Origin of the sequence: Streptomyces sp. NPDC058664, from assembly GCF_042716635.1 — a bacterium.
In the GTDB taxonomy this organism is placed as follows: domain Bacteria; phylum Actinomycetota; class Actinomycetes; order Streptomycetales; family Streptomycetaceae; genus Streptomyces.
In genome coordinates, this window is the sequence record NZ_JBHXRW010000038.1 from 43,184 (window position 1) to 62,358 (window position 19,175).

Genomic DNA, 19,175 nt, shown 5'->3' on the forward strand with positions numbered 1-19,175 from the left:
ATCCTCTCCGCCCTGGCTGATCATGGGACGGAGGTGAACCGATGACCGAAGTGCTCCTGCTCCTCCTGGCGCTCCTCCTCTCCCTCGCGTGCGGCGCGTTCGTGGCGGCCGAGTTCTCGCTGACCACGGTCGAGCGCGGCGAGCTCGAAGCCGCCGCCGACCGCGGCGAGCGCGGGGCGCCCGGCGCGCTCAAGGCCGTCAAATCGCTGACGTTCCAGCTCTCCGGCGCCCAGCTGGGCATCACCGTCACCAACCTGGTGGTCGGCATGCTCGCCGAGCCCTCGATCGCCAAGCTGATCCGGGGCCCGGCCGAGGCCGTCGGCCTCTCCCCCACGGTCGCCTCCTCCGTGGCCCTCGTCCTGGGCACCGCCCTGTCGACCGTCGTCCTGATGGTCGTCGGCGAGCTGGTCCCCAAGAACTGGGCGATCTCCTCGCCGCTCGCCGTCGCGAAGGTGGTGGCCACCCCCCAGCGGATCTTCACCGCCGCCTTCAAGCCGCTGATCAGCCACCTCAACAACACCGCGAACCGGATCCTGCGCCGCCTGGGCATGGAGCCCACCGAGGAGCTGGCGTCCGCGCGCTCCCCGCAGGAGCTCGTGGCGCTCGCCCGGCACTCCGCGAAGGAGGGCGCCCTCGAGGCGGACACGGCCGAGCTGTTCGTCCGCACCCTCAACCTGTCGGAGCTGACCGCCGAGAACGTGATGACGCCCCGCGTCCAGGTCACCGCCCTCGACGTGCAGGCCACCGCCGAGGACGTCGCCAACGCGACCCGCGCGACCGGCCTGTCCCGCTTCCCCGTCTACCGGGGCAACCTCGACTCGGTCGTCGGCATCGCCCACATCAAGGACGTGCTCGCCATACCGGCCGCCGAACGCCCGCGCCGCCGGATCGGCGAGATGCTGCGCGAACCGCTCCTCGTCCCCGAGACGCTCACCGTGGACCGGCTGCTCGACCGGCTGTCCGGGAAACAGACGATGGCGGTCGTCATCGACGAGTACGGCGGTACGGCCGGGGTCGCCACCCTGGAGGACATCGTCGAGGAGGTCGTCGGCGAGGTCCGCGACGAGCACGACCCGCACGAGACGCCCGACCTGGCACGGGCCGGCGAGGACGCGGACGGGCGCGAGGTGTGGTCCGCCGACGGCGCGGCCCGTACGGACCAGGTGGGGGCCATCGGCCTGCGGCTTCCGGACGGCCCGTACGAGACGCTCGCGGGCGTCGTCGCGACGGAGCTGGGCCGCATCCCGGCCGTCGGCGACAGCGTGGAGCTGGACGGCTGGCGGCTCGACGTCGTGGACGCCTCGGGCCGGCGCGCCGCGCGGGTGCTGATGCACGCGCCCCTGGCGCACGCCACCGACGACGAGACCGGGGAGGCCGGCCGATGACCGCGATCCAGTTGCTGATCGGTCTGCTGACCCTGGTCGTCAACGCCTTCTTCGTCGGCGCCGAGTTCGCCCTGATCTCGGTCCGCCGCAGCCAGATCGAACCGCTGGCCGAGACCGGGGACCGGCGGGCCCGCAGCGTCATATGGGGCCTGGAGCACGTCTCCGCGCTGCTGGCAGCGGCGCAGCTCGGCATCACGCTCTGCACCCTGGTCCTCGGCATCGTCGCCGAGCCGGCCATCGCGCACCTGCTCGAACCGGTCTTCGACGCGGTCGGTGTGCCGCACGGTCTGGTCCACCCCATCTCGTTCGTGATCGCGCTGAGCGTGGCCACGTACCTGCACATGCTGCTCGGCGAGATGGTGCCGAAGAACATCGCGCTGGCCGAGCCGACGCGTACGGCGCTGCTCCTCGGGCCGCCCCTGGTGGCGCTCGCGCGGGCGCTGCGACCGGTGATCTTCGCGATCAACGCCTCTGCCAACGCCCTCCTCAAGCTGTTGCGGGTGGAGGTCAAGGACGAGGTCGCGGCGACCTTCTCGGACGACGAGCTGGCCCGTATGGTCACCGACGCGGGCGACGCGGGACTGCTCGACGACCGGGCCGCCGAGCGGCTGCACGACGCCCTGGTGCTGGGCCGGCGTCCCGTTCGGGACGTCGTGATGCCGGCGGAGAAGGTGGTGTACGCGCAGGTCGGCACCACTCCGGAGCAGCTTGAGGCACTGTCGGCGCGGACGGGCTTCTCGCGTTTTCCCGTGGTCGACACGGAGCGCCGGATCCTCGGCTATCTGCACGTCAAGGACGCCCTGGACGCCTCCCCGCGCGATCTGCCGTTCCCGGTGTCCGCGCTGCGGCCGATCGCCCGGGTCCGGGCGGCCACACCGCTGGACGACGTCCTGACCGCGATGCGCCGCAGCCGGACGCACCTGGCGGCCGTGCTCGACGAGGACGGCAAGCCGGCCGGGCTCGTGTCGATGGAGGACGTCCTGCGGAAGCTGGTCGGCCGCCCGGCGGCGCCGTAACGCCCACCGGTACGACAGGGGGGCTCCGGGTGTTCCGGGGCCCTCCCGCCGTGTTTCCCCCGGGCTCCCTCGGGCTCCCCTGACTCTGGGCCCTCCGGGGCTCTCTCCGGGGCAGCGCGTGCATACCGCGCGGTATGATCGCTCCGCCATGCAGATCAATGCCACATACAACAGTTTCGTCGCCCTCGGCGACAGTTTCACCGAGGGAATGTCGGACCTGAGGCCCGACGGGTCCTACCGGGGCTGGGCCGACCTCCTCGCGGACCGCCTGGCCGCCCGCGCCCCCGGCTTCCGGTACGCCAACCTCGCCGTGCGCGGCAAGCTCATCGGCCAGATCGTCGAGGAGCAGGTCGAGACGGCCGCCGCCATGAAGGCGGACGTCGTGACGCTCGTCGGCGGGCTCAACGACACCCTGCGGCCCAAGGTCGACATGGGGCGGGTCCGCGGACTCCTCACCGAGGCGGTCGAACGGCTCGCGCCCTCCTGCGGGCAGCTGGTCCTGATGCGCAGCCCCGGCCGGAACGGCCCCGTGATGGAACGCTTCCGCCCCCGCATGGAGGAGCTCTTCGCGCACGTCGACGAGCTCGCCGCCCGGCACGGAGCCCTCGTCGTCGACCTGTACGGGGCCCCGTCGCTCGGCGACCCCCGGCTCTGGGACGTGGACCGGCTCCATCTGACGGCCGACGGGCACCGACGGGTCGCCGAGGCCGTGTGGCAGGCGCTCGGCCTGGCACCCGAGGAGGACTGGCGCGCGCCGCTGGCCCCGACTCCCCCGCCCGGCTGGACGAGCCGCCGCGTCGCCGACGCCCGCTTCGCCAGGCAGCACCTGGGCCCGTGGATCGGACGGCGCCTGACCGGCCGCTCGTCGGGGGACGGCCGTGCGCCCAAGCGCCCGGAACTGCTGCCGTACGAGGGGCCGACGGGCCCTTGACCGCCCCGGGGCCCGCGCCCTCGGGCAACGCGAGCCGAGATCGGGGGCGGCCGGGGCGTACGCGAGCCGGGACCGGGATGCGGCCGAGGCATACGCGAGCCGGGACCGGGACACGCGGCCAGGACGTACGCGAGCTCGGGCCGGGGCGCGCGGCACGGCGCGCGTGAGCTGCGTCTCGTAGCAAGCTCCAGCTCGGGCCGTGGCGCTGGCCTGCAGAAACCGCCAGTAGAATCTGTCCACGTGACTGCTGTGACTGCGAAGCCCCGTATCCCCAACGTTCTGGCCGGCCGCTACGCCTCCGCGGAGCTCGCCGTCCTCTGGTCCCCCGAGCAGAAGGTGAAGCTGGAGCGTCAGCTGTGGCTCGCCGTGCTGCGTGCGCAGAAGGACCTCGGGATCGAGGTTCCCGAGGCGGCGCTCGCCGACTACGAGCGCGTGCTCGACCAGGTCGACCTCGGTTCCATCGCCGAGCGCGAGAAGGTCACCCGGCACGACGTGAAGGCCCGGATCGAGGAGTTCAACGCCCTCGCCGGCCACGAGCACGTCCACAAGGGCATGACCTCGCGCGACCTCACCGAGAACGTCGAGCAGCTGCAGATCCGGCTCTCCCTGGAGCTGATGCGGGACCGTACGGTCGCCGTCCTCGGCCGTCTCGGCAAGCTCTCCGCCGAGTACGCGGAGCTGGTCATGGCGGGTCGCTCGCACAACGTGGCCGCCCAGGCGACCACCCTCGGCAAGCGGTTCGCGACCGCGGCGGACGAGCTGCTCGTGGCGTACGCACGCCTGGAGGAGCTCCTCGGCCGCTACCCGCTGCGCGGCATCAAGGGACCGGTCGGCACCGCGCAGGACATGCTGGACCTGCTCGGCGGCGACGCCGGCAAGCTGGCCGACCTGGAGCAGCGGATCGCCGGTCACCTCGGCTTCGCGCACGCCTTCACCTCGGTCGGCCAGGTCTACCCGCGCTCGCTCGACTACGACGTGGTCACCTCGCTCGTGCAGCTGGCCGCCGCCCCGTCGTCGATCGCCAAGACGATCCGCCTGATGGCGGGCCACGAGCTGGTCACCGAGGGCTTCAAGCCGGGCCAGGTCGGCTCCTCGGCGATGCCGCACAAGATGAACACCCGCTCCTGCGAGCGCGTCAACGGCCTCATGGTCATCCTGCGCGGCTACGCGTCGATGACCGGCGAGCTGGCCGGCGACCAGTGGAACGAGGGCGACGTGTCCTGCTCCGTGGTCCGCCGGGTCGCGCTGCCCGACGCCTTCTTCGCCCTCGACGGCCTCTTGGAGACCTTCCTCACCGTGCTCGACGAGTTCGGCGCCTTCCCGGCCGTCGTCGCCCGCGAGCTCGACCGCTACCTGCCCTTCCTGGCGACCACCAAGGTCCTCATGGGCGCCGTGCGCGCCGGGGTGGGCCGCGAGGTCGCCCACGAGGCGATCAAGGAGAACGCCGTCGCCTCCGCCCTCGCCATGCGCGAGCAGGGTGCCGAGCGCAACGAGCTCCTCGACAAGCTGGCCGCCGACGAACGCATCCCGCTGGACCGGGCGCAGCTCGACGAGCTGATGGCGGACAAGCTGTCCTTCACCGGCGCCGCCGCCGACCAGGTCGCGTCCGTGGTCTCCCGTATCGAGGAGATCCTCAAGCAGCACCCGGAGGCCGCCGCCTACGCCCCGGGGGCGATCCTCTGACCGGGAAGCCCCGGTTCTCCGAGCAGGAGCTGGAGGCCGCTCGCGACCGCGTCGTTCCCGACGTGGTCGCGAGCGGCCTTTCCGTGCTCTTCTGCGGGATCAACCCGGGTCTGATGTCTGCGGCGACGGGCCACCACTTCGCCCGCCCCGGCAACCGGTTCTGGCCGGTGCTCCATCTGTCCGGGTTCACGCCGCGGCGGCTGCGGCCGGACGAGCAGGAGGAGCTCCTCTCGTACGGGCTCGGCATCACCAACGTGGTGGCGCGGGCGACCGCACGGGCCGACGAACTGAGCCGTGAGGAGTACCGCGAGGGCGGCCGGCTCCTCGTCGAGAAGGTGGAGCGGCTCGCGCCGCGCTGGCTCGCGGTCGTCGGCGTCACCGCGTACCGCACGGCCTTCGGCGAGCCGAAGGCCGTGATCGGGCCGCAGCAGCGCCTGATCGGGTCCAGCCGGGTCTGGGTGCTGCCCAACCCGAGCGGTCTGAACGCGCACTGGACGGCGACGACGATGGCCGAGGAGTACGCCCGTCTCCGGGAGGCGGCCGGGACTCCGTGACGGGAACTCCGTGCCGGGGGCTCCGGAACGGGACTCCGTGCCGGGGGCTCCGGAACGGGACTCCGTGACGGACTCCTCCGCTCTCCGCCGTGCCGCGGTCACGGGTCCGGTGAAGCGGCCTCCACCGGTGATCGGCGTTCGGCGGTCGGCGTTCGGCAGCTGGCGTTCCGTCAGGAGGCGGCGGAGAGCGGGGAGGCCCACCGCGGGGGCGGCACTCGCCGCGGCCGGACCCATTGAGTACCATCCGCCGAAGAGGTGCACGAGCTGGAAGGACACACTGTGGGGCGGCTGACCGGCGGGGATCCGTCCCTGCTGCGGCGGATCAACTCCGCGGTGGTACTCCATGCGCTGCGGGGCGCCGAAGCGCCCACGCTCACGGATCTGACCCGGATCACGGGCCTCTCCCGGCCCACGGTCGAAGGGGTCGTCGAAGGCCTCATGGAGGGCGGTCTCGTCGTCGAGGCGGCGCCCGAGGAGGGCGAGGCCCGGCGACAGGGGCGTCCGGCACGGAGGTTCCGCTTCCGCGCGGAGGCCGGTCACCTGCTCGGCATCGAGATCGGCCCGCACCGCGTGGCCGCGCTGCTCTCCGGTCTGGACGGGCGGATCATCGGCGCCGGATCGCGCGAGGTGTCGGAGACCGCGCCCGAGGACGAGCGTCTCGACCGGGTGCGCGCGGTCGTGGCCGACGTGCTGCGCAGGGCCGGGGTCGCCCGGTCCAATCTGCGGGCGGTCGGCGTCGGCACCCCCGGCATCGTGGAGGCCGACGGGACCGTCCGCCTCGGCACGGCCCTGCCCGGCTGGACGGGCCTCGCGCTCGGCGAGCGGCTGCGACGCTCCTTCAAGTGCCCTGTCATCGTGGAGAACGACGCGAACGCGGCGGCCGTCGCCGAGCACTGGAAGGGCGCGGCGACCGACTCCGACGACATCGTCTTCGTCCTGGCCGGGCTGAGCCCGGGGGCCGGTTCGCTGATCGGCGGCCGGCTGCACCGGGGGTTCGGCGGCGCGGCCGGGGAGATCGGCGCGCTGCACCTGCTCGGCCGGGGCGTCACCCCCGAGCATCTGCTCTCGACCACGGACGAGCCGCTGCACCCGCTGGACGAGCAGGCGGTCGCCGAGGTGTTCGCGCTGGCCCGCAAGGGCGACGCGCGCGCGGAGGCGGCGGTCGAGCGGTTCATCCAGCGGCTGGTGCACGACGTGGCGGCGCTGGTCCTCGCGATCGACCCGGAACTGGTGGTCGTCGGCGGCTGGGCGGCCGGCCTGGACGGCGTACTGCAGCCGCTCCGGGACGAGCTCGCTCGGTTCTGCCTGCGGCCGCCGCGGGTGGTGCTGTCCCTGCTGGGCGAGGCCGCGGTGGGCACGGGGGCGCTGCGGCTGGCCCTCGACCACGTCGAGGAGCAGCTGTTCGCGGTCGAGGGCACGGTGACGGCCCGCCGCTAGGAAGTTCCTTGCGGCGGGCCGGTGGCGCTGGACGTGGGGTGCTTCGGGCGCGGGGCGTCGCGACGTGCGGTGCTACGAGGCCATGACCAGGTCGACGGAGTCGCCGAAGGTCAGACGGCAGGTGTCGGCCCGGTAGGTGGCCACGGAGACGGCGGCGGTACGCCCTCCGGAGAGGTAGCGGGTCGTCACGACGAGGACGGGCGCGCCCGGCAGCCGGTCGAGTTCCTTGGCGTCGTCGGCGCGGGCGGAGCCGAGCTCGACGGAGCGGTCCTGGCCGTCGAGGGCGAGGTGCTGGAGTTCCCGCAGCACCACGCGGGCGCGGGCCGGGCCGGCGGGCGCGTCGATGGTGCTGAGACCCGGGACGGAGCCGGCGGGCACGTACAGCAGCTCGGCGGCGACGGGCTGGCCCTGGCTGACGCGGAGGCGGCGGACGATGTGCACCCGCTCCTCCGTGCCGCTCTCCAGGACGCGCGCGACGGCGGCGGGTGCCACGTCGGAGGCGGAGTCCAGGGACTGCCAGGCCTCGTCGCCGACGCCCGGCCAGGCGTGCTGGGTGGTGGAGACGTCGACGCCGACGCGCGGCGGGGCGACCGTGGTGCCGACGCCGCGGCGGCGCTGCAGCCGGCCTTCCAGCTCCAGCTGCTCCAGGGCCTGCCGGAGCGTGGCGCGGGCGACGCCGAAGCGTGCCGCGAGCTCGCGCTCGTTGGGAAGGATCTCCCCGACCGCGAAGTCCGAGTCGAGCGCTTCGCCGATGACTGTCTTGAGGTGCTGGTACTTCGGTTCCGCGACCGATGCCAGCTGCGTGGTCCCCACCCTGATCCTCCGCAATTCGCCGTGTCCCGCGGCGTTTCCGCGCCCTTGTTTATTAAAGGTTCCTGCACTAACTCTGCGACCATAAGGCGAGCCACCCCCTTGGTCAAGACCAATCCTCCGCCGAACGCCCCCGAATGTGCCCCTCTGACCTAGATCGTTCACAGGACGTTCGCGCCCTCGTGAGCCCCGCGCAGCAAAAGGCCCCGCCTCCCTGGAGGGAAGGCGGGGCGAGTTCCGGCCGCTTGGCGTGATCCGGAGGTGTTCGGGTCGGTGCCGGGACTCAGGGTGCGGCGGGAGCGGCGAAGCCCTGGAGCTTGTCGGGGTTGCGGATGATGTAGACGCACTGGACGCGCCCGTCGCGCACCTCGATCTGGAGCAGGCTGTCGGGCCGCCCCTCGGCGAGGACGAGGACGGCGGGAGCGCCGTTGACCTCGATGACGCGCATCTCGTACAGGGCGTCCGCTCCCTTGGAGGTGGCGGCGAGGAAGCGTCCGACCTTGTCGGCGCTCTCGATGATCCGCCGCGGCGTCCTGGCCTTGCCTCCGCTGTCGCCGACGAGGCGCGCGTCCGGGGCGAGCAGGGCGAGCAGCCCGCCGAGGTCGCCGCCCGCCGCGGCGGAGAGGAAACGCTCGGTGAGGTCGCGGCGCTCGACCGGGTCGACGTCGTAGCGCGGCCTGCCCTCGTCGACATGGCGCCTGGCGCGTCCGGCGAGCTGGCGTACGGCCGCCTCGGAGCGGTCGAGGGCGGCCGCGATCTCCCCGTACGGGAAGCCGAAGGCCTCGCGCAGCACGAAGACGGCCCGCTCCAGCGGGGAGAGGGATTCGAGGACGACGAGGACGGCGAGCGAGACGGAGTCGGCGAGCAGGGCGCGCTCGGCGGTGTCGGGGGCGGCCGGGCCGAAGTCGGTGACGACGGGCTCGGGGAGCCACGGGCCGACGTAGGCCTCGCGGCGCGCCTGGGCCTGGCGGAGCCGGTCGATGGCGAGCCGCGTGGTGATCCGTACGAGGAAGGCGCGGGGTTCGCGGACGGCCGCCCGGTCCTCGGCGGTCCAGCGCAGCCAGGCCTCCTGGACGACGTCCTCGGCGTCGGCGGCGCGGCCGAGCATCCGGTAGGCGACGCCGAGGAGCATCGGGCGGTGCTCCTCGAAGAGTTCGGTCAGGGTGTCGGTCGGAATGCCGGCGGGGCTGTCGGTGGTCGGGATGTCGGTGGGCACCCGTCCATCCCAGCCCACCGTCGGCACTCTGTCCAGTTTCGGACAGGGTTTCGGGCGGGGTTCGAGCGGGGTTTCGGGCGAGGTCTTGAACTCCAGGCTACCGATGGGTAATTCTCACTGACGGGACGTCTGACAAGCTTCAGGACTGGAGTCCGCATGCCCGCACGGATCATGTTCACGATCGAGACCCCGGCGGGTCCCCGCGCGACGTCCCTGACGTACGAACGCCGGGGCTCGGGCGAACCGTTGCTGCTCCTGCACGGCATCGGGCATCACTGGCAGGCCTGGGAACCGGTCCTCGACATCCTGGCCGCCGAGCGGGACGTGATCGCGGTCGACCTGCCCGGCTTCGGCGCCTCCGACGAGCTGCCCGACGGCTGCCCCTACGACCTCGCCACCGTCGTCGCCGCGCTCGGCGGCTTCTGCGCGGCCCTCGGCGTCGAACGGCCGCACGTGGCGGGGAACTCGCTCGGCGGGCTGCTCGCCCTGGAGCTCGGCCGGGAGAAGCGGGTGCGCTCGGTCACCGCGCTCTCCCCCGCCGGATTCTGGTCGGAGGGCGAGCGGCGGTACGCCTTCACGACGCTCCGGGCGATGCGGGGCGCGGCCCGGTCGATGCCCGTCCCGCTGATCGAGCGCCTCTCCCGTACGTCCGCCGGGCGCACCGTGCTCACCAGCAGCATCTACGCGCGCCCCGGGCGCCGTTCACCCGAGGCGGTCCGCGCCGAGACGCTCGCGCTGCGCGGCGCCACCGGCTTCCGGCAGACCCTGGCGGCCGGCGGGGCCGTACGCTTCCGCGACGACGTCCCCGAGGTGCCCGTCACCGTCGCCTGGGGCACCCGTGACCGGCTGCTCCTTCCCCGCCAGGGCGTCCGCGCCAAGCACACCCTGCCCGGCGCGCGGCTCGTCCGGCTGCCCGGCTGCGGCCACGTACCGATGAGCGACGACCCGGCTCTCGTCGCGCGCGTCGTCCTGGACGGAAGCCGCTGAGGTCCGGCGCCGCGTCCGCGCGAACAGGCCGGTGCCCACGGCGGCGCCGGCGCCCACGAGCAGCCCGCCGGCCGCCTGCGGGAGGCCGAAGGCGGCGTCCGCGACCAGCGCGGCGCTCAGCGCGGCGGCGACCGGGATCGCACCGGTGAAGAGGGTGGCGCGCTCCATGCCGACCCGCTGGACACCCATGTAGAAGAGGACGAAGCCGACCACGGTGGCCAGCGCCGCCTGCCAGATCAGGGCACCGGTCTCCACCACCGTCGGCAGGCGTACGAACGCGGACCCGTCCACCACCAGGCCCACGAGCGTCGCCTCGACCGCGCCGACCCCGCAGACGGCGGCCGTGAGGAGTTTCGGCCCGAGCAGCCGGAGCACCGGGACGGCGAGGACCGTGAACCCCACCTCGCCCGCGAGGGCCGCCACCGACCAGCCGATCCCGGCCAGGTCCGTCCGCCCCCAGCCCTGCACGGTGAAGGCGCCGGCGGCGACGAGCAGCGCCCCGTACAGCACGGCGGGGGCGGGCCTGCGGCCCTCGGCCAGCGGGACCAGGACGGCGACGACGACCGGGGCGCAGCCGACCAGGACACCGGGCACGGCAGGCTCGGCCGTCCGCTCGGCGGCGAGGACCGCCAGGTTGAAGCCGACCATGCCGACGCCCGCGAGGGCGGCGAGCCTCAGCCAGTGACGGGTGGTCAGGGTCCCCAGCGGGGCGAGTCCGCCGCGGCCGAGGAGCGGGAGCAGCAGCAGGCAGGCGGCTCCGTAGCGGAGCGCCTGACCGCCCGCGTACGGATAGGCGCCGAGCAGGCTGTTGGCGGTGAAGGAGGCACCGACGAGGGCGTAGGCGAGGGTCACCAGGAGGACCCCGCGCAGGGCGTTCGCGTTCATGGCTCCGACGCTAGGCAGCCGGGCGGCCCCTGTTGAGGTCCACTTTCCTCGCGTCATCGGGGACCACTTCGGGGCGGGGAAAACCCCGTGCGCGTCGGCGGCCCGCCGGTCAGACTCCCGCCATGACCAGAACCATCACCCGGATCAATCCCGACCCCTTGCACCCGACGCCCGGATACCACCACGTCACCGTGGTGGAGGCCGGCCGCACCGCCTACCTGGCGGGGCAGTGCCCGCTCGACCGGACCGGTTCCCTCGTCGGCCCCGGGTCGCTCGAGGCACAGGTCGACCAGGTCGTCGAGAACGCTCTCGCCGCCCTGACCGCGGTGGACGCGGAGCCGCAGCACGTGGTCCGCTCCGTGATCTACGTGCGGAGCGAGGACAGGGACGCCCTGGCGACCGCGTGGCGCCGGCTCACCGGATCCGGCCTCGGCCCTGCGTTCACCACCGCGAGTACGCTCCTGGGCGTCGCGCAGCTCGGCTACCCGGGTCAGCTCATCGAGGTGGACCTCACGGTGGCCCTGCCCGACTGAAGGGGGCACAGAGGATGAGGACCCACGGACAGGCGGCCTGGGAGCTGCTCCTGCCGTCCGTCGACGCACCGGCGCGGCAGCGGGGGCGGGCCCTGCAGGAGGCGCTGCGCGAGGCGGTGCGCTCGGGGAGGCTCGCGGCCGGGACCCGGCTGCCGTCGACGCGCGAGCTCGCGGCCGACCTGGGCGTCTCGCGGGGTCTCGTCACCGAGGCGTACGAGCAGCTCACCGCCGAGGGGTATCTGCGCAGCGGCCGGGGTGCGGGCACCTGGGTCGGTGAGGCGGCCAGGGCCCGGCGGGCGGATCCCTCCGGGGCGGTGGGCGGACGTCACGGGTCCGGGAGGGACGGCGGTACGCCGGTGCGCGGCGCCCTCGACCGGACCCCGGGGACGTCCCGTGTCCTGGTGGACTTCCGCCCCGGGACCCCCGATCTGTCGCTCTTCCCGAGGACCGCGTGGGCGGCGGCCCAGCGCGCCGTGCTCGCGCGGCTCCCCCATCCGGCGCTCGGATATCCGGATCCGCGCGGGCTGCCCGCGCTGCGGGAGGCATTGGCCGGGATGTTGGCCAGGCGCCGGGGCGTCGTGGCCGATCCCGAGCGGCTCGTGGTCTGCTCGGGCGTGGCGCAGGCGTCGACGCTGCTCGGCTTCGTCCTGCGGGCACGGGGGCTCGACGCGGTCGGCATCGAGGATCCCGGCAGCCCCGAGCACGGACGGCTGTTCGCCTCGACCGGTCTGGACACGGTGTGGCTGCCCCTGGACGAGGAAGGGCTGCGGACCGGACCGCTGGCCGCCGCGGGCGTGCGGGCCGTGGTCGTGACGCCCTCGCACCAGTTCCCCTCCGGGATCAGCTGGTCGGCCGAGCGCCGTGCCGAACTCCTCGACTGGGCGCGGACGGTGGACGGGTACGTCCTGGAGGACGACTACGACGGCGACTTCCGGTACGACAGGGCGCCCGTCGGCGCTCTCCAGGGTCTCGATCCGGAGCGGGTCGTCTACGCGGGCTCCGTCAGCAAGTCGCTGGCGCCGGGGCTGCGGCTCGGCTGGACGCTCGTCCCCGAGGCGCTGCTCGACGAGGTCGTCGAGCGCAAGCGGACGATGGACCTCGGCAACCCCGTGCTCGACCAGGCGGTGCTCGCGGAGTTCGTGACGCGGGGCGGGTACGACCGGCAGCTGCGCCGCTGCCAACGCGCCTACCGGGAGCGGAGGGACGCCCTGCTCGCCGCGCTCGCCGAGCGGCTGCCGGGCACCCGGGTGAGCGGCATCGCGGCCGGACTGCACGTCATCGCGCGCGTACCGGGGGAATTCGGGCCGCCGGAACGGTTCCTGGCGCGGGCGGCGGAGGCCGGGGTGGCGCTGCGGTCGCTGGAGGAGTACGGCACGGCACGGCACGCCGACGGGGACGTACGGCTCGTCATCGGGTACGCGCACCTGGCGCCGTCGGCGGTGGCGACCGGGATACGGCTGGTGGCGGAGGCGGTCGGGCGGGGCTGAGGCCCGATGACCGGTTCAGTCGGGGTTCGCGCGCGTGGGCCCGTTCAGGCGGGTTCACGCGCGCGGCTCCGCTCGGGTCGGCTCGCGCGCGTGGCTCCGGTCGGACGGGTTGACGCACGTGGCTCCGGTCGGTCGGCTCGCGCGCGTGGTTCTGTTCACGCGGGGTTCGTGTGGGCGCCGTTCCCGGCCGTTAGGCATGGGGCGACGCACCGCCCCCGCCCGGACACCGCCTCGGAGGCCCTTCCATGTCCCAGCCCGTACCCGCCCCTTCCCCCTCCCCCGCCCGCCGCGCCGTACTGCGCGGCTCACTGGCCGCTTCGGCGGCGCTCGCCGTCGGCGGCGCCGGTCTCGCGGCGCCGGCGTTCGCGCTGTCGGGCCGGCCCCGCGCCGGGTGGGGCGTCCAGACGGGCGACGTCACGGCCTCCTCCGGTCTGGTGTGGGTGCGCTCGGACCGTCCGGCGCGGATGCTGGTCGAGACCTCGGCGAGCGAGTCGTTCCGTCGGGTACGCCGCCACCGGGGGCCGCTGATCGGCTCGGGCACGGACTTCACCGGCACCACGGCCCTGCGCGGTCTGCCCGCGGGCGAACAGATCCACTACCGGGTCACCCTCGCCGACCCGGACGATCCGCGCCGTACGGGCGAGCCGGTCGTCGGTACCTTCCGTACGGCCCCGGACCGGCGCCGCGACGGGGTCCGCTTCCTGTGGTCGGGGGACATCGCGGGGCAGGGCTGGGGCATCAACCCGGACATCGGGGGCTTTCGCGCGTACGAGGAGATGCGCCGTCTCGACCCGGACTTCTTCCTGTGCAGCGGCGACTCCGTCTACGCGGACGGGGTGATCCGGCCGAGCGTGACGCTGCCCGACGGACGGATCTGGCGGAACGTCACGACGCCGGAGAAGTCCAAGGTCGCCGAGACGCTGGACGAGTACCGGGGCAACTTCCGCTACAACCTGCTCGACCACAACGTCCGCGCGTTCAACGCGCAGGTGCCGTCGGTGGTGCAGTGGGACGACCACGAGGTGCGCAACAACTGGTACCCGGGCCAGATCCTGGACGACGCGCGCTACACCGAGAAGGACGTGGACGTCCTGGCCGCCCGCGCCCTGCGCGCCTTCGGCGAGTACACGCCGGTCTCCACGCTCCACGCGCGCGCGGGGCGGGACCGCCGGATGCACCGGGTGGTGCGGTACGGGCCGCTGCTCGACGTGTTCGTGCTCGACATGCGCTCGTACCGGAACGCCAACTCCCCGGGCCGCCAGGCCGACGACACCACCGGCATCCTCGGCGCCGAGCAGCTGGCCTGGCTCAAGCGGGAGCTCGCCGCCTCCACCGCCGTGTGGAAGGTGCTCGCGGCGGACATGCCGCTCGGCCTGGTCGTACCGGACGGCTCGGCGGACTTCGAGGCGATCGCGCAGGGCGATCCGGGCGCGCCGCTCGGCCGTGAGCTCCAGATCGCGGAGCTGCTGCGGTTCGTCAAGCACCGCCGGATCACCGGCACGCTGTGGCTGACCGCGGACGTGCACTACACCTCGGCGCAGCACTACGCGCCGGAGCGGGCGGCCTTCCGGGACTTCGCGCCGTTCTGGGAGTTCGTGTCCGGGCCGCTGGCGGCGGGCGGGTTCCCGGCGAACGCCCTCGACGCGACCTTCGGTCCCGAGCGGGTGTTCGTCCGGGCGCCGGAGCGGGCCAACGTCTCGCCGATGGAGAGCCCGCAGTACTTCGGGGAGGTCGACATCGACGGGGACGGCGGGGAACTGATTGTACGGCTGCGCGCCGAGGGCGGGACCGTGCTGTTCGAGAAGGTGCTGCGGCCGGGGCTCGTGGGGCAGTAGCGCGGGGCCGGGCGCGCCGGCGGTCGCACCCCGTCGGGACCGGGCGCGTGGGACGGTCACCTTCTGTCCGGGCCTGACGCGCCGGGCGGTCCTGCCCCGTCGGGGCCGTCGCGGCGTCCTGCCCCGGTGATTGTCAGTGCCGGGACCTACCGTCGTACCCATGACGCGATCCGTACAGGCGCTCGCCTACGTCCGCCCGTCCGCGCTGGAGTCCACGGGCTCCGGCCGGCTGCTCGGGCTCGAGACGGCGGGGGGTCTCACGCCCCGGGGGGCCGAGGCCCATCCCCGCTTCTTCTCCGGGTTCCTGGCCTCTCCGCAGGTCGCCGCCCGTGGGCTGCTCGCGGTCGCCGACGTGGCCGCGGCCCGGTACGACCAGCGGATGCGGCCCGGGTCGCTGGATCCGGTGGTGACGGGGAACGGGGACCGGCTGCGGTTCGAGTCCTTCTCCGGCTGCGGCGGGGTGTACGCGCGCCTGGACGTGCTCGACGAGGGGCTCGGCGGTGCGGAGACGGGGCACGGCACCACCAATGTCGACGTCAACGATCCGCTGCGGCAGGCGCTGTCGCGGATGACCGGGGACGATCCGCTGCATCTGCGGGTGGGCCCCGAGGAGATGGCGGTGACCACGCTCGCGGGGGCGGTCGTGGAGAAGAAGGTCCCGCTGCCGGACCGCTGGCTGCGGGGCTTCGCGGAGGCGCAGGTCGTCTCGGCCCGGTTCGATCTGCGGGCCGAGCTGAGCGGGGCGGAGGCCGTCCGCTTCCTCCGGTCCCTGCCCCGGGGGCGGGCTCGCGGGCGAGGTCCGCTGTGGATCACGCAGTCCGGCCGGGCACTGCGTCCGACGACCCGGCCGGGCAGCGGCGGGGTGTGCCTGCCGGGTCCCGACCGCCTTGCCGCCCTTGAGCGGGTGCTGCGGCACGCGACGGGGCTGCGGGTCTACGGGCCGCCGGTGCCGGACGGCACCCCGGCCACGGCGAGCGCCTGGGAGGTGGCCCTGCCGGGCATGCGGCTCACCCTGACGCTGTCGCCGGACCCCGCGCGGGGCTTCTCGGGCGAGGGCGGGGTCCTGGAGGCGCTCGCGACGGAGGAGGCCGCGCAGGACGCCGAGCTGGTCGCGGTCCTGCTGGCCTGGGAGCCCAGGATCGACCCGGCGGAGCTCGCGGCGCAGGCCGGGCTCACGGCCGACCGGGTGCGCGCGGCCCTGACCCGGCTCGGCACGGCGGGCCGGGTGGGGTACGACGTGGCGGACGCGGCCTACTTCCACCGGGAGCTGCCGTACGACGCGGACCGGGCGGAGCGGCACAATCCGCGGCTGGTGAGCGCGTGCCGGCTGGTCGCGGACGGCGCGGTGGAGCTCGAGGGGGACCTGGCCACGGTGGCCTCGGGGGAACGGCGTTACCGGGTGCGGGAGTCGGACGGGGCGCTCAGCTGCACCTGCCGGTGGTGGGCGGACCATCGGGGTCGGCGGGGCCCGTGCAAGCACGCGCTCGCGGTGCGGATGGTACGGCGGAGCACGACGGTCACCGCCGGGGCCGGGCGATGACGGGGCCCCGGCCGGAACGGCGGGGGGAGGAGACCACCATGGGGGACGGCGTGGAGAACGGGACGGGGAAGGGCGTGGGGATCGATATGGGCGACGGCGAGGTCGGCGTGACGGACGACGGCGGGGCGGGCACGGCAGACGTGACGGGCGTGACGGGTGACGGCGAGGAGGTCGGCGAGGGGGGCGGCGCGGCAGAGGGTCCTGGCGGCGGCTTGGGGGCCGGGCCCGGGGTCGAGAAGCTGCTCGCGGCGGTACGCGCGGGCGTGGCCGCCGACGTGCCGGTGCTGCTCGAACCGCTGGACGCCGCCGAGCGCAAGGCCGCCCTCGCGCGACTGAAGGTGCTGCGTGCCGAGGTGCGCGCCGGGCAGTGGGCGACGCCTCCGTACCTGGCGAACCGCATCCGCAGCGCGCTGTACGTGGCGGGCGCGGGCTGTCTGACGGGGGTCGCGGCGACCGCGAGCTGGCTCGGCGCGCGCGATCTGCTGATGTGGGACACGGACGGGCCGCTGGCTCTCGCGGCGCTCGGCGAGCGCGATCCGGAGTGGGCGGCGGACCTGGCGGGGCGCCTGGCCAAGCGGCAGGCCGTGGCGGAGAACAGCTATTCGCTGCTCCACGGGCTCGTGGTCCGCTCCGGGTACACCGTGGCCCCGACGGACGGCTACGTCACCGGCTGGGTCTGGCACATCACCGACGACCGGCTCGTGGAGCGGCTCCGGGAGGATCCCCAGACGCCCACCCTGGTGGCCCACGCGCTCGCGATGGCCGAGCCTCCCGAACGGTTCACGCGGACGCTCCGTCCCGGCTCGCCGAGGCACTGGCCCACGGCGCTGCGGACGCTCGTCGCGGAGGGCCTCCTGGACCGGTCTCAGGTCCTGGACCTGTGCGTCTCCCGGCTGCTGCGCGGCGGGCCCATCCGGAACCTGCGCTTCCCGCTGGAGATGGTGCGGCTGCTCGAACCGGACGCGGACGAGCTGCGGGAGCGGATCCCCGACTGGGTCGGGATCGCGTCCGACGCGCCGTCGCTCGTCGCCGGGTACGCCCAGGACGTCCTGACGGAGCTCGCCTCGGCGGGGAAGCTGCCGGTCGGAGCGCTCGCCGAGATGACGGCCGGGGTCCTCTTCCGTACCGAGAAGAAGCTGGTACGGGCCCAGTTGGCGCTGGTCGGCAAGGCGCTGGCGCGGGATCCCGGCGCGGCGGGCGAGCTGCTGCCCGCCGTGACGGAGGCCTTCGGGAACGAGGACACCAGCGTCCAGGAACGGGCTCTCAAGCTGGTGGGCCGTCATCTGGCGGCGGTGGAGCCCGAGGTGCGGCGTGAACTGGCCGAGGCCGCCGGGCTGCTGAGCCCGACGCACCGGCAGGCCGCCGAGGCGCTGTTCGGCGACGCCCTGGAGGAGCCGGCCGGGGCGCCGTACGAGGAGATCCTGCCGCCGGTGCCCGAGCGGCTGCTCGTCGCGCCCCCGTCGTCGACGGTCGAGGCGCTGGTGGCGGAGCTGGTGGCGAAGGGGCTCTCCGAGGAGCCCGTGGCGTTCGAGCGGGCGCTCGACGGGCTTGTGCGGCTCGCGCACCGGGACCGGGCGGCCGTGGTGGAGGCGATACGGGAGGCCTTCCCCCGGACGGAGTGGCGGGAGCCCTACTACTTCACCTACCACACCCACGGGATCGAGGTGGTGCTCGCGGGGCTGCTCGGTCTGCTCGACCGGGCGCGGGTGGAGCTCGGCCGGACGCGGGGGAACGGCTCCGACTCCTGTTTCCACGAGGCGCTTTCGGGCGTCCTCGAGGCCCGGCTGTGGGAGGCGGCCGATCTGGTCGGCACGGGCGCGCTGCCGTTCCTCCTCGCCACTCCGACCTGGCACACCGGCGGGATCGACCCGCTGGTCCTGGTGGAGCGGCTGCGGGCCTACCGGGACGCGGGCGCGGAGCCCGCTCCGGCCGATCTCGCCCAGGCCCTGCTCCGGGTCCTGAGGACCGATGTGTCGGCGGGGCGGGCGGTCGAGGAGGCGGCGGCGCTCGGCACGTCGGCCGGCCACCGGCTCGCCGTGTGGCTGCGGGAGGAGGACCCCGTGGCGGCGTCCGTGCGGTTCCTCGACCGGGGCGATGACCGGTCCTCGATGAAGTGGTGGCTGATCGACCGGCTCGTGGTCGACGTCGCCGACCGCCCGGCGGTGCGGGAGGAGTTCCCGCCCGCCTTCCGGTGGCTGGGCGGCGCGTTGGAGGCGACGCCGCGCCGCTGCCACCACTGGGTGGACAGCCGCGCGCAGTGGGCCATGGTCCTGCCGGCCGACCGCGAGGTCCTCGCGGCCTGTCTCCTGCCGAGCCTGGCGTGGGGTGTCGACGGGGACTCGCGCGGGGTGACCGAGCCTCTGACGGCGCTGGCCGAAGCGGAGGGGCCGGTCGGCCGGGCGGTCCAGCTGACCCTGGCGTTCGGGCTCGGCTGTGCGGACGCCGACGACCGGCTGCGCGCGGTGGACGCCCTGCTCGTGCTGGCCGCGCGGGGCGAGCTGGACGCCCCGCGGGTCGGCACCGAGCTGGCGTGGCTGGTCGCGGAGGGTTCGGCCAAGCCGAACCGGCTGGCGGACGCGGCCCGGACGGCTGCGGCCGGCGGGGCGTACGGGACAGTGTGGGCGGTCCTGTCGGCGATGCTGCCGGACCCGCTCACCGCCGCCAAGCCGGTGCGGGGGCTCGGTGAGGTGCTGGCGGTCGCGGCCGACTGCGTGGAGCGGTGCGGGGCGGGCGGCGTACCGGCGGGGCTCGGCGAGCTGGCGGCGCGGGGCGGTTCCACACAGCTCGCCACCCAGGCGAAGCGCCTGCTGAACGCACTGCGTCAGGGGACCGGTCGGAGCCTGACAGAAACGGTCCGAACCGCTCTTTAAGCCGCC

General features: G+C 74.4%; 14 protein-coding genes and 1 pseudogene. 12 read left to right on the forward strand and 3 right to left on the reverse strand.

The features are described from left to right. Positions 1-41: 41 nt before the first annotated feature. The 6 genes from ACFWUY_RS27410 (at position 42) to ACFWUY_RS27435 (ending at position 7,006) form a co-directional block, all read left to right on the forward strand. Positions 42-1,385 (forward strand): hemolysin family protein, encoded by a 1,344-nt coding sequence (locus tag ACFWUY_RS27410; protein WP_384114937.1) that lies wholly within the window; start codon positions 42-44, stop codon positions 1,383-1,385. Beyond that, on the forward strand, positions 1,382-2,401 hold the full coding sequence (locus tag ACFWUY_RS27415; protein WP_384114940.1) for a hemolysin family protein: 1,020 nt from the start codon (positions 1,382-1,384) through the stop codon (positions 2,399-2,401). The genes ACFWUY_RS27410 and ACFWUY_RS27415 overlap by 4 nt, the downstream gene beginning before the upstream one ends. Before the next feature lie 148 nt (positions 2,402-2,549). Then, the gene (locus ACFWUY_RS27420; protein ID WP_384114943.1) at positions 2,550-3,332 is read left to right on the forward strand and encodes an SGNH/GDSL hydrolase family protein; all 783 of its coding nucleotides are present in this window, start codon (positions 2,550-2,552) and stop codon (positions 3,330-3,332) included. Positions 3,333-3,572: 240 nt separating this feature from the next. Next, entirely contained in the window at positions 3,573-5,015 is a 1,443-nt protein-coding gene (gene purB, locus ACFWUY_RS27425) for an adenylosuccinate lyase (protein ID WP_030545949.1), read from the forward strand. Positions 5,016-5,077: 62 nt separating this feature from the next. Beyond that, positions 5,078-5,569 (forward strand): G/U mismatch-specific DNA glycosylase, encoded by a 492-nt coding sequence (gene mug / locus ACFWUY_RS27430; RefSeq protein ID WP_384114947.1) that lies wholly within the window; start codon positions 5,078-5,080, stop codon positions 5,567-5,569. 279 nt (positions 5,570-5,848) lie between these two features. Further along, positions 5,849-7,006 (forward strand): ROK family transcriptional regulator, encoded by a 1,158-nt coding sequence (locus ACFWUY_RS27435; RefSeq protein ID WP_384114950.1) that lies wholly within the window; start codon positions 5,849-5,851, stop codon positions 7,004-7,006. A gap of 72 nt (positions 7,007-7,078) precedes the next feature. Here the strand turns inward: ACFWUY_RS27435 and ACFWUY_RS27440 are convergent, their stop codons facing one another. Further along, positions 7,079-7,819, reverse strand: a complete 741-nt coding sequence (locus ACFWUY_RS27440; protein ID WP_384114953.1) for a GntR family transcriptional regulator — start codon at positions 7,817-7,819, stop codon at positions 7,079-7,081. Between the two features lie 280 nt (positions 7,820-8,099). Next, entirely contained in the window at positions 8,100-8,993 is an 894-nt protein-coding gene (locus ACFWUY_RS27445; protein WP_384115030.1) for an RNA polymerase sigma-70 factor, read from the reverse strand. Positions 8,994-9,188: 195 nt separating this feature from the next. Between ACFWUY_RS27445 and ACFWUY_RS27450 the strand changes: the two genes are divergently transcribed. Then, positions 9,189-10,019 (forward strand): alpha/beta fold hydrolase, encoded by an 831-nt coding sequence (locus ACFWUY_RS27450; protein ID WP_384114956.1) that lies wholly within the window; start codon positions 9,189-9,191, stop codon positions 10,017-10,019. A 480-nt stretch (positions 10,020-10,499) separates the two neighbouring features. Here the strand turns inward: ACFWUY_RS27450 and ACFWUY_RS27455 are convergent. Then, positions 10,500-10,961: pseudogene (locus ACFWUY_RS27455) on the reverse strand (EamA family transporter); the annotation flags it as partial. A 65-nt stretch (positions 10,962-11,026) separates the two neighbouring features. Between ACFWUY_RS27455 and ACFWUY_RS27460 the strand changes: the two are divergent. From ACFWUY_RS27460 to ACFWUY_RS27480, 5 genes are all read left to right on the forward strand, one after another. Beyond that, the gene (locus tag ACFWUY_RS27460) at positions 11,027-11,437 is read left to right on the forward strand and encodes a RidA family protein (protein WP_384114959.1); all 411 of its coding nucleotides are present in this window, start codon (positions 11,027-11,029) and stop codon (positions 11,435-11,437) included. 14 nt (positions 11,438-11,451) lie between these two features. Further along, the gene (locus tag ACFWUY_RS27465; RefSeq protein ID WP_384114962.1) at positions 11,452-12,924 is read left to right on the forward strand and encodes a PLP-dependent aminotransferase family protein; all 1,473 of its coding nucleotides are present in this window, start codon (positions 11,452-11,454) and stop codon (positions 12,922-12,924) included. A 245-nt stretch (positions 12,925-13,169) separates the two neighbouring features. Further along, positions 13,170-14,759 carry an alkaline phosphatase D family protein gene (locus tag ACFWUY_RS27470; RefSeq protein ID WP_384114965.1) on the forward strand — a complete coding sequence of 530 codons (1,590 nt, stop codon included), beginning with the start codon at positions 13,170-13,172 and terminating at the stop codon, positions 14,757-14,759. Positions 14,760-14,919: 160 nt separating this feature from the next. Then, a complete protein-coding gene (locus ACFWUY_RS27475; RefSeq protein WP_384114968.1) occupies positions 14,920-16,299 on the forward strand; it encodes an SWIM zinc finger family protein in 1,380 nt (459 codons plus the stop codon). A gap of 38 nt (positions 16,300-16,337) precedes the next feature. Continuing rightward, the gene (locus tag ACFWUY_RS27480) at positions 16,338-19,169 is read left to right on the forward strand and encodes a DUF6493 family protein (RefSeq protein ID WP_384114971.1); all 2,832 of its coding nucleotides are present in this window, start codon (positions 16,338-16,340) and stop codon (positions 19,167-19,169) included. Positions 19,170-19,175: the final 6 nt, after the last annotated feature.

Excerpts from the sequence above, each read along its gene's own strand:
- ACFWUY_RS27410 (WP_384114937.1), top strand. The coding sequence starts at position 42 with ATGACCGAAGTGCTCCTGCTCCTCCTGGCGCTCCTCCTCTCCCTCGCG.
- ACFWUY_RS27415 (WP_384114940.1), top strand. The coding sequence starts at position 1,382 with ATGACCGCGATCCAGTTGCTGATCGGTCTGCTGACCCTGGTCGTCAAC.
- ACFWUY_RS27420 (WP_384114943.1), top strand. The coding sequence starts at position 2,550 with ATGCAGATCAATGCCACATACAACAGTTTCGTCGCCCTCGGCGACAGT.
- ACFWUY_RS27450 (WP_384114956.1), top strand. The coding sequence starts at position 9,189 with ATGCCCGCACGGATCATGTTCACGATCGAGACCCCGGCGGGTCCCCGC.
- ACFWUY_RS27460 (WP_384114959.1), top strand. The coding sequence starts at position 11,027 with ATGACCAGAACCATCACCCGGATCAATCCCGACCCCTTGCACCCGACG.
- ACFWUY_RS27465 (WP_384114962.1), top strand. The coding sequence starts at position 11,452 with ATGAGGACCCACGGACAGGCGGCCTGGGAGCTGCTCCTGCCGTCCGTC.
- ACFWUY_RS27470 (WP_384114965.1), top strand. The coding sequence starts at position 13,170 with ATGTCCCAGCCCGTACCCGCCCCTTCCCCCTCCCCCGCCCGCCGCGCC.
- ACFWUY_RS27475 (WP_384114968.1), top strand. The coding sequence starts at position 14,920 with ATGACGCGATCCGTACAGGCGCTCGCCTACGTCCGCCCGTCCGCGCTG.
- ACFWUY_RS27480 (WP_384114971.1), top strand. The coding sequence starts at position 16,338 with ATGGGGGACGGCGTGGAGAACGGGACGGGGAAGGGCGTGGGGATCGAT.